Raw genomic sequence first — 13,677 nt, 5'->3', positions numbered from 1 at the left:
AATGCCAACGACTGTTGACAAATTCAAGCCGCGCACATAAAAGTCAACGTGTGTTGATTTTTTTGGAGTCTGAACCATGCTGCCGCAAGAGACCGATGTGCTGGTCGTCGGAGCGGGACCGACGGGCCTTGCCCTCGCCATCGCCCTGCAACAGGCCGGTATCCGCCATGTGGTCGTCGACCGGTTGCCGGCCGGCCACAACACCTCCCGCGCCGCCGTCATCCATGCCCACACGCTCGAGGTGCTCGAACGCATCGGCGTGACCGGCGAACTGGAGCGCCGCGGCCTGCCGCTCACCCGCTTTGCGCTGCGGGATCATGACAAGGCGCTGCTCGAGCTGGATTTCTCCATGCTGCCCTCGCGTTTCGCGCAGATCCTGATGATCCCGCAGGACGAGACGGAGGCGGTCTTTGCCGAGCGCCTGCACAGCCTTGGCGGGGACATCCGGCGCGGCGTCACGGCAAGGAAGGTCGAGCCGGATGCCGCCGGCGCGACGGTGCACCTCGATACGCCGGAGGGAGGATGCACGATCCGCGCCCGCTACGTGGTCGGGGGCGACGGCATGCACAGCGTGGTGCGCGAGGCCGCGGGCATCGCCTTCGACGGCGAGACCTACGGCCAGTCCTTCGTGCTCGCCGACGTGCATATGGACTGGGGACTGAGCGAGGAGGTGACGCTGTTCTTCTCGCCGGAGGGCATGGGCGTCGTCGCGCCGTTGCCGGAGAGCCGCTACCGCATCGTCGCCCCGGTCGAGGAAGCGCCTGAAGCGCCGGATGCGGCCTTCGTGCAGGCGCTTCTCGATGCGCGCGGCCCGCGCAAGAGGCCCGGCCGGGTGCGCGACGTGATCTGGAGCTCGCGCTTCCGCGTTCACCACCGGGTCGCCGCGCGCTATCGCTCCGGCCCGCTCTTCGTCATGGGCGATGCCGCCCACGTGCACAGTCCCGCCGGCGGGCAGGGCATGAACACGGGGCTGGTCGACGCGGTCGTGCTCGGCCAACTGCTTGCCGATGTCGTCCGCGGCAAGGCGCCGGAGGCGACGCTCGACCTCTACGAGGAAAAGCGCCGACCGGCTGCCGCCGAGGTGCTGGAGCTCGCAAGCCGCCTGACGAGGATCGCGACGATGCGCAGTCTTCCCGGACGCATCGTCCGCAACCTCGTCCTGCGTGCGCTCGGCGCCTCGCCCGTCTTCCGCCGCAAGCTTGCCCTCAACCTCTCGGGGCTCGCCCGCAAGGGCCTCGGCATGGTTCCGACGCGATAGGCGGTGCGCGTGAAAACGAGATCGTCAGCGGCCGGCAGGGCATCGGCCGCGAAAGGCGCATGTCAGCCACCTTCCTCGAATTTGATTCCCCCGCAAAAGATCGATACTGGTCTCAGCCATTAGGAAAACTGGGGCATCGCCATGGTTCGGCCCTATCTGCCGCTGAACGCCTTCCGCGCTTTCGAGGCTTCCGCCCGGCATTTGAGCTTCACACGCGCAGCGATCGAGCTGAACGTCACCCAGGCCGCCGTCAGCCATCAGGTGAAGGGACTGGAGGAGCAACTCGGCGTCGTGCTGTTCAAGCGCCTGCCGCGCGGGCTGATGATCACGGCGGAAGGGGAAAGCCTGCTGCCGGTGCTGCGCGACAGCTTCGACCGCATGGCGGATGTCGTGGAGCGGTTTCGCGGCGGGCATGTGCGGGAAATCCTGACGGTGGGCGCCGTCGGCACCTTCGCCGTCGGCTGGCTGCTGCCGCGGCTTGCCGCCTTCCGCGAGCGCCACCCCTTCATCGAGGTGCGGCTTTCCACCAACAACAACCGCGTGGACCTCGCCGCCGAGGGCCTCGACTTCGCCATCCGCTTCGGCGCCGGGGCCTGGCACGGCACGGACGCCGTGCGCCTCTTCGACGCGCCGCTTTCGGTGCTTGCCGTTCCCGCCATCGCCCGCGACCTTAAGGAGCCGGCCGATCTCCTCGGCATGACGCTGCTGCGCTCCTATCGCCGCGACGAGTGGACCCGGTGGTTCGAGGCCGCCGGCCTGCCGCGCACCTTGCCGCCGCAGAACGCCATCGTCTTCGATACCTCGCTCGCGATGATGGAGGCGGTGCTGCAGGGCGCCGGCGTCGGCCTCGCGCCGCCGCTGATGTTCTCGCGGCTGCTCGCCTCCGGCGCCGTGGTCCAGCCGTTCACGACGAGCGTGGCGCTCGGCAGCTACTGGCTGACCCGGCTGCAATCGCGCGCCGTCACCCCAGCCATGTCCGCCTTCGCGGCCTGGCTGGAGGAGGCGGTGGCGGAGGAAGGGCTCGGCTGACGCGGGTCAGGTCAGGCCCGGCATGACCAACACCTTCACCTCGCCCGGCCGCGGCGGATTGGCGACGGCATCCGGCAGGTCGTCGAGGCCGATGCGGCGCGAGATGAGGCGGTCGACCTCGATCTTGCCGGAGGCGATGAGGGCTGCGGCGCGACCGTGCACGAAGGGGTTCAGGAAGGAGGTCAGGATCTTCACCTCGCGGAAGAGCAGGTCGAACGGCTCGAAGGCGACCGTCTCGCCCTGCGGCATCACGCCGAGGACGACGACCGTGCCGCCGTTGCGGGCGAGCCTCGGCGCCTGCGCCATGGTCTCGGCCACACCCGCGCATTCGATGACCACGTCCGCGCCGCCCGGCAGAAGGCCGCTCCTGCCGGTTATACCCGCGACGGCATCGCCGGCGCTGGGATCGAAGGAGCCGGTGGCGCCGATCTCCTCGGCGAGCGTTCGGCGTACTGCCTGCCGCGTGACGAGGACGACGGCGGTGGCGCCGGCGAGGCGGGCGAGCTGCACGACCAGCATGCCGATCACCCCGCCGCCGAGCACCACGACGGAGCTGCCCGCCTCGATGCCGGCCATGCCCATGCCGTGCAGGCAGCAGGCGAGCGGTTCGCAGAACGCCCCATGCTCCGGCGGCAGCGAGAGCGGCAGTTCATAGGCCTGTTTCTGCGGCACGATCGCGTATTCGGCAAAGCCGCCGTCGCGGTGGATGCCGATCGCCTGAAGGTTTTCGCACAGGTTGACGCGGCCGCGCCGGCATTGGACGCAGCGGCCGCAATGGATGTTCGGATCGCCGGTGATGCGCATGCCGGGGCGGAAATGCAGCACGGCATCGCCGACGGCCTCGACGATGCCGGACAATTCATGGCCGAGCGTGACCGGCGGCCTTGAGGGGAATTCGCCGTGGAAGAGATGGCGGTCCGTTCCGCAGATGCCGGCGGCCTCGATGCGTACCAGCAGGCCGTCCGGGCCGGGCACCGGCTTTTCCACCTCGCGCACAAAGAAACCGCCGATCGCCTCCAGCCGTGCCGCCTTCATGCCGTCCTCCCGTTCTCCTCGAAGACGATTGGAGCGGGAACGGAAGGGACGGTCAAGGCTGTCCTCGCTGGGCGGGTTTCAGGTCAGGTTGCGGCGGCGCTCCAGCTCGGCATCCGTCGGCTGGTCGAATTCGAAGGAGCCGGTCTCGACCTCGCCGCTGCACAGATACCGGCTGATGACGATGCCGGAATCGCTCGTGCTCGATTCGACGAGCTTCAGTCCCTTCGGCGCGGAATCCTCGCCGAAAAGGCGCTTGCCCTTTCCGAGGATGACCGGAAAGACCGAGACCTGGATTTCGTCGACGAGCCCGTGCTCGAACAGCGCCTTGAGGAATTCGGTCGAGCCCTGGGTCATGAGGGCCGGGCCGTCCTGCGCCTTCAGCGCCTTCACCGCCGCGACGGCATCGGGGCCGAGCACGTGGCTGTTCTGCCAGCTCGGGCTGAAGCGCGGATTGCGCGTGGCGACATATTTCCTGATGCGGTCGAAGAGCGAGCCGATCGGGTCGTCTGCTCCCGTATGCGGCCAGTGGGCGGCGAAGATGTCGTAGGTCTTGCGGCCGAGCAGCAGGTCGAACGGCTCGGCGAAGAGCTTGTCGATCGTCTGGCCCATCTTCTCGTCGAAGTGCGGCACGCCCCAGCCGCCGAACGTGAAGCCGCCGACCGGATCCTCGTCCGGCCCGCCCGGCGCCTGCATGATGCCGTCGAGGCTGGTGAATGCGCCGACAATGATCTTTCTCATGGGGTCCTCCCGGTAGGTTTGACAGACGGATACCTAGAGACGAACGGCGGGAGCGCCACCCGACGGACGCCGGGAAAAAATTGCCGCCCGGTTCCGGCGGGCTCTTCCTTCCTAGCCCCAGCGGCTGCGCACCGCGTCCGCGCGGCTGCGGCTGACCGGGATTTCCTTTCCGTCCTTCATGCGGATCGCCAGCCGGCCGTCGGCGCGCAGAAGCTTCTCGACATGGATGTCGGCGACGAAATGCGAGCGGTGCACCCGCAGGCCGGGCGTGCCGCCGATTTCCTCCAGCGCATCGGAAAAGCGCAGGAGGATCAGCTCGCGCCCGCGGCTCGTCGTCACTTCGGTGTAGTGGTCGGCGACGGTGATGTGCAGGATCGGCCCGCGGTTCTCCGGCTTCAGGCGGCGCAGCAGCGGCACGTCCGCCTGCTCCTGCGCCGGCGGGGCGGGAGAAAGCGCTTCGGCCTGCTTGCTGCTCATCGTCATGAAGGTGAGCCCGCAGAACAGCGCGGAGAGGAGAAGGCCGCTCACGATGCTTTCGGTGAGGCCCGAGAGCGTCGGCGTGCCGCCGAAGGTCAGACGGCTGATCGCTTCCGTCGCGAGGCCGACAGGAACGCCGGCGATCAGCGTACCGAGCGCCATGCGGCCCGCAAGGCTCGCGATCCTGTGCAGCAGAAGCGTGTTGGCGATGACGATGGTGGTGACGGCGATGCCCCAGGCGACGGCGTGCAGCACCAGCCAGAAGCCGAGCCGCGGCACGGTGGCGAGCCGCTCCGTCGTGCCGTAGGGACCCGTCACCCAGAAGATCAGCACCACGGCGCCGAAGGTCGCCCAGAAGCGTGGCGAGCGCAGGAAGACCTGCAGTTCACGAAGCGCGGATTGCAGGAATGGGCGTTCCACGTAGTTTTCCCGTCCGTTCGGGCCAAAGCGTTTGAGGCGCCCCGATCAATGGCGCAAGCGGGGGCCGAATTCAACCGCACCCGGAGACGCCATGACTCTCGAACCGCTTCTCAATGCCCCCTTCGCCGTGCAGTTCCATGTGGCGACCGTGCTTCCGGCCGCCGTGCTCGGCGCTTTCCTGCTCGCCCGCCCGAAGGGCACGCCCACCCACCGTTTCCTCGGAAAGGTCTGGCTGCTCATGATGGTCACGACCAGCTTCTCGACCTTCTTCATCCACGATCTCAGGACGGTCGGGAACTTCAGCCCCATCCATCTCCTGTCCATCTACGTCATCGCCGGCAGCGTGCCGGCTGTCGCGGCCGCGCGCCGCGGCGACATCCGCGCGCATCGGGCCCAGGTCGCCGGCATGTATTTCGGCGGCATCGTCGTGGCGGGGCTTTTCACCCTGGTGCCGCGCCGGGTGATGGGGGCGATGATCTTCGACGGCGCCTCCGGTCTCGCAAGCGGGCTGGCCGCCGCGGTCGTCGGCGTCCTGTTCGTCGCGGCGGGCGCGCTTGCGGTCCGCGAAGCCGGCTGGGCGACCCTCGTCAGGGCGGCCTTCCGGCGGCGCTGACACGGCGCTTTTCGTTTTGCAAGCAAACCCGGCAGGCCCTATAAGCTGATGCCGAGGAACGAATTCACGCCGTGAGCGTTCGTCGGCCATCAATGCGGGGAAATGCGCCATGGAATGGAAAGGTCGTCGCCAGTCGAGCAACATCGAGGACCAGCGCGGGGCCGGGCCTTCGATGGGAGGCAACAATCCCTTCGGCCGCGGCGGCGGGTTCCGCATTCCGATGGGCGGACGCCGGGCCGGCGGCGGCATGAGCATCGGCACGATCATCTTCCTCGTCGTCATCTACTTCGTCTTCAAGGCGATGGGCATCGACCTGCTGCAGGTGTTGGGCAATGGCGGGCAGGTCAGCATGCCGGGCTTCGAGCAGACGGAAAGCGCAAGCCGCCGCACCTCGCCGCAGGAAGAGGAGACCAAGGCCTTCATGGCGACGGTGCTCGCCGAGACCGAAGACACCTGGAACGGCATCTTCCAGGCCGCCGGCGAGCGCTACGAGGAGCCGAAGATGGTGCTCTTCTCCGGTTCCGTGCAGTCGGCCTGCGGTTTTGCCTCGGCAGCGTCCGGCCCGTTCTATTGCCCGGGCGACCGCAAGGTCTATCTCGACATGAGCTTCTTCGACGAGCTTGCCAGCAAGTTCGACGCCGCCGGCGACTTCGCGCAGGCCTATGTCGTCGCGCACGAGGTCGGCCATCACGTGCAGAACCTCACGGGCGTGCTGCCGCGCTTCAACCAGCAGCGCCGCACGATGAGCGAGGTCGAGGCCAACCAGATGTCCATCCGCGTCGAGCTCCAGGCCGATTGCTACGCCGGCATCTGGGGCAAGTACACCGAGCAGAAGGGCCTTCTGGAACGCGGCGACCTCGAGGAGGCGCTGAACGCCGCCACCCAGATCGGCGACGATACGTTGCAGAAGCGCATGCAGGGCTTTGTCGTGCCGGAAAGCTTCAACCACGGCACGTCCGAGCAGCGCCGCCGCTGGTTCCAGCGCGGTTTCGATACCGGCCGCGTCGATGCCTGCAACACCTTCCAGGGCGACGTCTGACGCCGCATGATCGGCCTGAACGAAGAGACCCTCCGGCCCGTCGGCCGGAGGGTCTTTCGTTTCATGCCTGCTTTTCGCTATCCATGTGCACGAGCTGGGCGGCCGGGTAGCGCTCGCCCGCGGCGGCGCCCTTCGGCATTGCGGCCTCGATCGCGGCAAGGTCGGTTCGGCTGAGCGCGACCTGCTGCGCGCCCAGCGCCTCGGCCAGCCTATCGCGGCGGCGGGCGCCGACGAGCGGCAGGATGTCCTCGCCCTGCGCCGCGACCCAGGCGATGGCGAGCTGCGCGACGGTCACGCCCTTCTCCTCGGCCACGCGGCGCAGCGCCTCGACGAGCGCGAGGTTGCGCTCGACATTGCCCTCCTGGAAGCGCGGGCTCGCGGCGCGGAAATCGCCGCCGCCGGCCGCACCCTTCTGCCAGTGGCCGCTGATAAGGCCGCGCGAGAGCACGCCATAGGCGGTGACGGGAATGCCGAGCGCCCGGCAGGTCGGCAGGATGTCGTCCTCGATGCCGCGGGAGACCAGCGAGTATTCGATCTGCAGATCCGAGATGGGGTGCACGGCCGCCGCGCGGCGGATCGTTTCCGAACCCACCTCGGAAAGCCCGATATGGCGGATGTAGCCGGCCTTCACGAGATCGGCGAGCGCACCGATCGTCTCCTCGATCGGCACGGCCGGATCGAGGCGGGAAGGGCGATAGATGTCGATATGGTCGGTGCCGAGCCGTTGCAGCGAATAGGAGAGGAAGTTCCTGATCGCCGCGGGGCGGGAATCGTAGCCGCTCCAGGCACCGTCCGGGCCGCGCAGCGCGCCGAACTTCACGCTGAGCACCACGTCCTCGCGGCGGCGGCCCTTCAGCGCCTCGGCGATCAGCATCTCGTTGTGGCCCATGCCGTAGAAGTCGCCGGTGTCGAGGAGGTTGATGCCGGCATCGAGCGCGGCGTGGATGGTGGCGATGCTTTCCGCCCGGTCGGCCGGGCCGTACATGCCCGACATCCCCATGCAGCCGAGCCCGATGGTGGAAACGACGGGGCCGGCCTTGCCGAGGGTGATGGTCTTCATGGTGTCTCTCCTGTGATCTGCCTTTCGGTCGCCTCCCTTTTACCGTGCCAGGCTTTGTGCGATAATCCGTTCTCTCTTGAACAGCTTGTGCGGTTTCCCGAACAGTGAGCCAGATCCCCCTTGCCGACCTCGATGCCTTCGTCGCCATCGCGCGGGTGAAGAGTTTTCGCGCGGCGGCGAAACTGCGAGGGGTTTCCGCCTCGGCGCTCTCCGAGGCGATGAGGCGGCTGGAAGCGCGGCTCGATCTGCGCCTCTTCAACCGCACGACGCGCAGCGTGACGCTGACGGACGCCGGCGAGCGCCTGCTGGAGCGGCTGGCGCCCGCGCTTGGCGAAGTGGAGGCGGCGATCGACGGCGTCAACAGCCTGCGCGACAGGCCCGTGGGCCGGCTGCGGCTCAACGTGCCGGGCATCGTCGCCCGCTTCGTCCTTCCGCCGATCGCGACGCCCTTCCTTACGGCCTATCCGGGCATCACGCTGGAGGTCGCCGTCAACGATGCGCTGGTGGACGTGCTGGCCGCTGGCTTCGACGCCGGCATCCGCTACGAGGAATCGCTGCACCAGGACATGATCGCCGTGCCGATCGGCCCGCGCCGCCAGCGCTACATCGTCGCCGCCGCGCCGTCCTACGTCGCGGAGCACGGCGCGCCGCAGCACCCGCGCGACCTGATGCACCACCGCTGCATCCTGCATCGCTTTGCGAGCGGCCATGTCCTGCCCTGGGTCTTCGAGCGGGGCGGGGAGCGGGTCTCCATCATGCCGCCCGCCGCCCTCGTCTCCGAATCGAACGAAATGGAGCAGCATGCGGCGGCCGCGGGCCTCGGCATCGTCTGTACGTTCGAGGAGTTTCTGGCGCCGAACCTTGCCTCCGGTGCGCTGCAGGTGCTCATGCCGGACTGGATCCAGACCTTTTCCGGCCCCTTCCTCTATTATCCGAGCCGCACGCTGATGCCCGCGCCGCTGCGCGCCTTCGTCGATTTCGTGAAGGCCAACCCCTGGCCGGACTGACGCCTTGCATCACCGAAGCGCCTGCAAACCATCAAAACTTTGCGATGTTCACGGATTGTTTCGCTGAAAAAAGTGAAATAGGACTCGCCGCCTGACATTTTTGCCCCCGCGGGGGCGCCATTCGTTTCGAGGTGAAACCATGATCGATGCCAGGTCCACCCGGCGCGGGCTCTTCCTCGTCTTCATGATCATGTTCCTCGACGTGATCGGCATCGCCATCATCATGCCGGTGCTGCCGACCTATCTGCGCGAACTGACGGGCGACGACATCAGCCAGGCGGCGATCGACGGCGGATGGCTGCTGCTCGTCTATGCCGGTATGCAGTTTCTCTTCGCGCCTTTCGTCGGCAACCTCTCGGACCGATTCGGCCGGAGGCCGGTGCTGCTCGCCTGCATCCTCACCTTCGCGATCGACAACCTCATCTGCGCGCTGGCGACGAGCTACTGGATGCTCTTCGTCGGCCGCGTGCTGGCGGGCATCAGCGGCGCGAGCTTCGGCACGGCCGCCGCCTATATCGCCGACGTCTCGACGGACGAGACGCGGGCGAAGAATTTCGGGCTGATGGGCATCGCCTTCGGCACGGGCTTCGCGCTCGGCCCGGTCATCGGCGGCGTGCTCGGCGAGTTCGGCCCGCGCATCCCTTTCTATGGCGCGGCGGTGCTCGCCTTCCTCAATTTCGTCGCCGCCTGGTTCCTGCTGCCGGAAAGCCTGGCGCCGGCGAACCGCCGCCGCTTCGACCTTTCCAGGGCCAATCCGCTCGGTGCGCTCCTGCAGATGCGCAACTATCCCGGCGTGCTGTGGGTCGGCCTCGTCTTCTTCTGCTACTGGCTGGCGCATGCCGTCTACCCGGTCGTCTGGTCCTTCGTTTCGGCGTTCCGCTACGGCTGGAGCGAAGGGCAGATCGGGCTGTCGCTCGGTATCTTCGGCGTTGGCGGGGCGATCGTCATGGCTTTCGTGCTGCCGCGCGTCGTGCCGAGGCTCGGGGAATACCGCACGGCGGTCGTCGGTCTCTCCTTCGCGGTGCTCGGCCTCGCCGGCTACGCCGCCTCCTGGCAGGGCTGGATGATCTATGCGGTGATCGTGCTGACGGCGCTCGAAAGCCTGGCCGATCCGCCGCTGCGTTCCATCGCTTCCGCCCGCGTGCCGCCCTCCGCGCAGGGCGAATTGCAGGGTGCGCTCACCAGCGTCTCGAGCATCACCACGATCATCGGGCCGCTCATCTTCACGCAGGTCTTCAGCCGCTTCACGGGGCCGTCCGCGCCGGTCGTCTTCGCCGGCGCGCCGTTCGCCCTGGCGGGGCTGATCCTCTTTGCGGGCCTCCTGATCTTCGTCGTGAAGCTGAGAGGGGCCGGTGCCGGCCCGACGGGGACTCTGGCCGCAAAAAGCGCCTGAAGCGCTTTCAAACGCGGCATTCCGGCGGAGTTTCCGCGCGAATCCGGCGTGCAGAGCCCGTTTCCGAGCATTTTTGATGAAAAGATCAAATCTATTCGATTGATCGCCGCCCGATCTTGTGATCGGAAGCGAGGCGAAAGTGAGAACTATCATGCACATCGCACCTCATCGCGAGGACAACGGCTGGGGCGCGCATTTCCGCGCGACCTTCGCCCTCGGCGTGCCGCTGATCGGCGCGCAGCTCGCCCAGCTCGGCATCCACACGACGGACGTGGTCATCCTCGGACGCCTCGGCGCCGCGCACCTTGCGGCGATCGTGCTGGCGAGCCAGTTCTTCTTCACCATCTTCATCCTCGGCTCGGGTTTCTCCAATGCCGTCATGCCCATGGTGGCGCAGGCCTATGGCCGGGGCGACACCGTGTCCGTCCGCCGCGCCGTGCGCATGGGCATGTGGGTCGTGCTGATCTACGCCCTCCTGATGACGCCGATCTTCTACAATGCCGAGAGCATCCTGCTCCATGCCGGCCAGAAGCCGGAGGTGGCGGCGCTCGCCGGCAGCTATCTGGAGATCGCGCAATGGGGGATGGCCCCGGGACTTCTCTTCATGACCCTGCGCGGCCTCGTGAGCGCGCATGGCCGGGCGGGGATCGTGCTCTACATCACGATCGTCATCCTGACGGTCAATGCCGTCTTCGCCTATGCGCTGGTGCTCGGCCACTTCGGCCTGCCGGCGATGGGCATCGTGGGGGCGGCCATCGTCTCGCTCGGCGTCAACATCCTGAGCTTCGTGCTCATCACCGCCTATATCCAGTTCCGGCCCGAGATGCGCCGCTACGAGCTTTTCGTGCGCTTCTGGCGGCCCGACTGGCCCGCATTCCGCGAGGTCGTCCACCTCGGCCTGCCGATCGGCCTGACCATGCTTGCGGAGGTCGGCCTCTTCACGGGCGCCTCGCTGCTGATGGGCAATATCGGCACGCTGGAGCTCGCCGCCCACGGCATCGCGCTCCAGCTCGCCTCCATCGCCTTCATGATTCCGCTCGGCCTTGCGCAGGCCGGGACGGTGCGTGTCGGCGTGGCGCACGGGCGCGGCGACCATCTCGGCATCGTGCGCGCGTCCTGGGCGGTGCTCATCGTGGCTGCGGCCATCGCGGTCGCGGGCGGCATCCTCTTCGCGCTCATCCCGACGACGCTCGCCTCCATCTTCCTCGGCAAGACCGGCAAGGATTCGGCGGCGGTGCTTGCGATCGCCGGCCCCTTCGTGGTGATCGCCGGCGTCTTCCAGCTCGTCGACGGGATGCAGGCGATTGCCGCCGGCCTGCTGCGCGGCCTGAAGGACACGCGCATCCCGATGGTCCTGGCGCTGATCTCCTACTGGCCGATCGGCTTCCTCTCCGCCTGGTTCTTCGCCTTCCCCGCGGGTTTCGGCGGCATCGGCGTCTGGTTCGGCTTCCTCGCCGGCCTTTCGGCCGCCTCCATCCTGCTTAACTGGCGTTTCTACCGGCTGGTGAGGCAGGCGCGCTGACCACCAAGACGACAGGCCCCGGGCGCGATGTCCGAGGCCTGTCGTCTTGGTGGAATGGGGCTTAAGCCCGTTCGGGAATGGCTTCCTCGCCCTTCCTCTCGCGCACCAGGTTGATGAAGCGGCGGAAGAGGTAGTGGCTGTCCTGCGGGCCGGGGGAGGCTTCCGGGTGGTGCTGCACGGAGAAGACCGGCTTGCCGGTAAGACGCAGGCCGCAGTTCGAGCCGTCGAACAGCGAGACGTGGGTTTCCTCGACGCCCTCCGGCAGCGAGGAGGAAGCGACGGCGAAGCCGTGGTTCATCGAGACGATCTCGACCTTGCCGGTCGTGTGGTCCTTCACCGGGTGGTTCGCGCCGTGGTGGCCCTGGTGCATCTTCTCGGTGGTCGCGCCGACGGCAAGGCCGAGCATCTGGTGGCCGAGGCAGATGCCGAAGACGGGGATGCCCGTCTCGATCAGCGTCTTGATGACCGGCACGGCATATTCGCCGGTGGCCGCCGGGTCGCCCGGACCGTTGGAGAGGAAGATGCCGTCCGGCTTCTGGGCCAGCACGTCGTCCGCGCTGGAGGTCGCCGGCATGACGGTGACCTTGCAGCCGAGGCCGGAGAACAGGCGCAGGATGTTGCGCTTCACGCCGTAGTCGAGCGCGACGATGTGATACTTCGCGTCGCCTTCCGCGAGGTCTTCGTAGCCCTCGTTCCAGACCCACGGCTTCTCGCTCCAGCGCGAGGACTGGCCGGAGGAGGCGACCTTGGCGAGGTCGAGGCCGACGAGGCCGCTCCAGGCCTTCGCCTCCGCCTTCAGCGTCTCGACGTCGAAGACGCCGTTCGGATCGTGGGCGATCACCGCGTTCGGCGCGCCGTTCTCGCGGATCCAGGCGGTGAGCGCGCGCGTGTCGATGCCGGAAAGGCCGATGATGCCGCGGGCCTTCAGCCATTGGTCGAGGTGCTTTGCGGCGCGGTAGTTCGACGGGTCGGTGATGTCGGCCTTGAAGATCGTGCCGACGGCGCCGTGGCGGGCGGCGGGCGTCAGGTCCTCGATGTCCTCGTCGTTGGCGCCGATATTGCCGATATGCGGGAAGGTGAAGGTGACGATCTGGCCGAGATAGGAGGGGTCGGTCAGGATTTCCTGGTAGCCCGTCAAGGCGGTGTTGAAGCAGACTTCCGCGGTCACCTTGCCGGTGGCGCCGATGCCCTTGCCTTCGATCACCGTGCCGTCGGCAAGGACGAGCAGGGCGGTCGGCTTTTCGGTGGTCCATGCGGGGGTCGAGGTCATGAGTATCCCGTTTCCGGCACCGAGCGCTTGAAAGGTCCAGCGTCGGGCACCATTTAGATCGCAGGCAAAGGCGCGCGGAAACCCGCGTTGGTTCGCCCTGATTGCCGATTTTCGTGCAGGTGCCGGAAAATAGACAAAGCGGATGACGGGGTCAACCGCCTCCTTACGGATTGCATGGAATTATAAAGCATTGAAATTCAATCGCTTGCGTAATCCGTTTGCCGGCGGGCCCTCTGCCGGTCTATGAGCATGCACAATCGAACGATGATCGAGGCCTTTCGTGCGTCCGGCGCCGGCGGCCTCCAATGGAGAAAAGAATGCGCGAGACCATCGCAAACGCCCTCAAGGATGCGCTCAAGGCCAAGGACGCCTGCCGTGTCTCCACGCTGCGCCTGATCCAGGCGACGCTGAAGGACCGCGATATCGCCAACCGCGGTGTCGGCAAGGGCCCCGTGGAGAACGACGAACTCCTGCAGATCCTCGCCAAGATGATCAAGCAGCGCGAGGAATCCGCCAGGATCTTCGCCGAGAACGGCCGCCCGGAGCTCGCCGCCCAGGAGCGCGAGGAAATCGCCGTGATCAAGGGCTTCCTGCCGGAACAGCTTTCCGACGAGAAGGTCCGGGAACTGATCGCCGGCGTCATCGCGGAGATCGGCGCGCAGGGCCTGCGCGACATGGGCAAGGTCATGGCTGTGCTCAAGGAGCGCTATCCCGGCCAGATGGACTTCGCCAAGGCCTCGGGCGTGGTGAAGGACCTGTTGAAGTAACGGATGGAAGGGCGGCCGAAGCCGCCCTTCTTTCGTCTCGTCCTGTGAA

At 67.3% G+C, this 13,677-nt stretch carries 13 protein-coding genes; 8 read left to right on the top strand and 5 right to left on the bottom strand.

Annotated elements, in window-relative coordinates:
• Window positions 1-76: 76 nt before the first annotated feature.
• Entirely contained in the window at window positions 77-1,258 is a 1,182-nt protein-coding gene (locus ACIIOY_RS01710; protein WP_411032874.1) for an FAD-dependent oxidoreductase, read from the top strand.
• A 141-nt stretch (window positions 1,259-1,399) separates the two neighbouring features.
• Window positions 1,400-2,287, top strand: a complete 888-nt coding sequence (locus ACIIOY_RS01705) for a LysR family transcriptional regulator (RefSeq protein WP_411032873.1) — start codon at window positions 1,400-1,402, stop codon at window positions 2,285-2,287.
• Window positions 2,288-2,293: 6 nt separating this feature from the next.
• Here the strand turns inward: ACIIOY_RS01705 and ACIIOY_RS01700 are convergent, their stop codons facing one another.
• The 3 genes from ACIIOY_RS01700 to ACIIOY_RS01690 all read right to left on the bottom strand — a co-directional run bounded on the left by ACIIOY_RS01700 (window position 2,294) and on the right by ACIIOY_RS01690 (window position 4,957).
• Window positions 2,294-3,322, bottom strand: a complete 1,029-nt coding sequence (locus ACIIOY_RS01700; RefSeq protein ID WP_411032872.1) for a zinc-dependent alcohol dehydrogenase family protein — start codon at window positions 3,320-3,322, stop codon at window positions 2,294-2,296.
• 78 nt (window positions 3,323-3,400) lie between these two features.
• Window positions 3,401-4,060 carry a dihydrofolate reductase family protein gene (locus ACIIOY_RS01695; protein ID WP_411032871.1) on the bottom strand — a complete coding sequence of 220 codons (660 nt, stop codon included), beginning with the start codon at window positions 4,058-4,060 and terminating at the stop codon, window positions 3,401-3,403.
• Between the two features lie 111 nt (window positions 4,061-4,171).
• Window positions 4,172-4,957, bottom strand: coding sequence for a LytTR family DNA-binding domain-containing protein (locus ACIIOY_RS01690; RefSeq protein WP_411032870.1), 786 nt, complete (start codon window positions 4,955-4,957; stop codon window positions 4,172-4,174).
• Between the two features lie 91 nt (window positions 4,958-5,048).
• Here ACIIOY_RS01690 and ACIIOY_RS01685 point away from each other — a divergent pair, with 91 nt between their 5' ends.
• Window positions 5,049-5,570: a DUF2306 domain-containing protein gene (locus ACIIOY_RS01685; protein ID WP_411032869.1), complete on the top strand. Its 522-nt coding sequence runs from the start codon at window positions 5,049-5,051 to the stop codon at window positions 5,568-5,570.
• Window positions 5,571-5,679: 109 nt separating this feature from the next.
• Window positions 5,680-6,609: a KPN_02809 family neutral zinc metallopeptidase gene (ypfJ, locus tag ACIIOY_RS01680; protein WP_411032868.1), complete on the top strand. Its 930-nt coding sequence runs from the start codon at window positions 5,680-5,682 to the stop codon at window positions 6,607-6,609.
• Between the two features lie 61 nt (window positions 6,610-6,670).
• On the opposite strand, the gene ACIIOY_RS01675 is transcribed toward ypfJ, so the two are convergent.
• The gene (locus tag ACIIOY_RS01675; RefSeq protein ID WP_411032867.1) at window positions 6,671-7,669 is read right to left on the bottom strand and encodes an aldo/keto reductase; all 999 of its coding nucleotides are present in this window, start codon (window positions 7,667-7,669) and stop codon (window positions 6,671-6,673) included.
• A 104-nt stretch (window positions 7,670-7,773) separates the two neighbouring features.
• Between ACIIOY_RS01675 and ACIIOY_RS01670 the strand changes: the two genes are divergently transcribed.
• From ACIIOY_RS01670 to ACIIOY_RS01660, 3 genes are all read left to right on the top strand, one after another.
• The gene (locus tag ACIIOY_RS01670) at window positions 7,774-8,676 is read left to right on the top strand and encodes a LysR family transcriptional regulator (RefSeq protein WP_411032866.1); all 903 of its coding nucleotides are present in this window, start codon (window positions 7,774-7,776) and stop codon (window positions 8,674-8,676) included.
• Window positions 8,677-8,776: 100 nt separating this feature from the next.
• Window positions 8,777-10,069, top strand: a complete 1,293-nt coding sequence (locus tag ACIIOY_RS01665; protein WP_411032865.1) for a TCR/Tet family MFS transporter — start codon at window positions 8,777-8,779, stop codon at window positions 10,067-10,069.
• A 151-nt stretch (window positions 10,070-10,220) separates the two neighbouring features.
• Window positions 10,221-11,591 (top strand): MATE family efflux transporter, encoded by a 1,371-nt coding sequence (locus tag ACIIOY_RS01660; protein WP_411032864.1) that lies wholly within the window; start codon window positions 10,221-10,223, stop codon window positions 11,589-11,591.
• A gap of 61 nt (window positions 11,592-11,652) precedes the next feature.
• On the opposite strand, the gene carA is transcribed toward ACIIOY_RS01660, so the two are convergent.
• Window positions 11,653-12,861 carry a glutamine-hydrolyzing carbamoyl-phosphate synthase small subunit gene (carA, locus tag ACIIOY_RS01655; protein WP_411032863.1) on the bottom strand — a complete coding sequence of 403 codons (1,209 nt, stop codon included), beginning with the start codon at window positions 12,859-12,861 and terminating at the stop codon, window positions 11,653-11,655.
• Window positions 12,862-13,178: 317 nt separating this feature from the next.
• Between carA and ACIIOY_RS01650 the strand changes: the two genes are divergently transcribed.
• Entirely contained in the window at window positions 13,179-13,628 is a 450-nt protein-coding gene (locus tag ACIIOY_RS01650) for a GatB/YqeY domain-containing protein (RefSeq protein WP_411032862.1), read from the top strand.
• Window positions 13,629-13,677 lie beyond the last annotated feature (49 nt).

Origin of the sequence: Shinella agrisoli, assembly GCF_046557955.1 — a bacterium.
Classification (GTDB): Bacteria; Pseudomonadota; Alphaproteobacteria; order Rhizobiales; family Rhizobiaceae; genus Shinella.
This window is presented reverse-complemented; position numbering and strand designations above follow the sequence as displayed.

What these genes read in the sequence shown, in the direction of transcription:
- carA (WP_411032863.1), bottom strand. Translation starts at nt 12,861, where the DNA reads ATGACCTCGACCCCCGCATGGACCACCGAAAAGCCGACCGCCCTGCTC.
- ACIIOY_RS01650 (WP_411032862.1), top strand. Translation starts at nt 13,179, where the DNA reads ATGCGCGAGACCATCGCAAACGCCCTCAAGGATGCGCTCAAGGCCAAG.
- ypfJ (WP_411032868.1), top strand. Translation starts at nt 5,680, where the DNA reads ATGGAATGGAAAGGTCGTCGCCAGTCGAGCAACATCGAGGACCAGCGC.
- ACIIOY_RS01705 (WP_411032873.1), top strand. Translation starts at nt 1,400, where the DNA reads ATGGTTCGGCCCTATCTGCCGCTGAACGCCTTCCGCGCTTTCGAGGCT.
- ACIIOY_RS01675 (WP_411032867.1), bottom strand. Translation starts at nt 7,669, where the DNA reads ATGAAGACCATCACCCTCGGCAAGGCCGGCCCCGTCGTTTCCACCATC.
- ACIIOY_RS01700 (WP_411032872.1), bottom strand. Translation starts at nt 3,322, where the DNA reads ATGAAGGCGGCACGGCTGGAGGCGATCGGCGGTTTCTTTGTGCGCGAG.
- ACIIOY_RS01685 (WP_411032869.1), top strand. Translation starts at nt 5,049, where the DNA reads ATGACTCTCGAACCGCTTCTCAATGCCCCCTTCGCCGTGCAGTTCCAT.
- ACIIOY_RS01660 (WP_411032864.1), top strand. Translation starts at nt 10,221, where the DNA reads ATGCACATCGCACCTCATCGCGAGGACAACGGCTGGGGCGCGCATTTC.
- ACIIOY_RS01710 (WP_411032874.1), top strand. Translation starts at nt 77, where the DNA reads ATGCTGCCGCAAGAGACCGATGTGCTGGTCGTCGGAGCGGGACCGACG.
- ACIIOY_RS01695 (WP_411032871.1), bottom strand. Translation starts at nt 4,060, where the DNA reads ATGAGAAAGATCATTGTCGGCGCATTCACCAGCCTCGACGGCATCATG.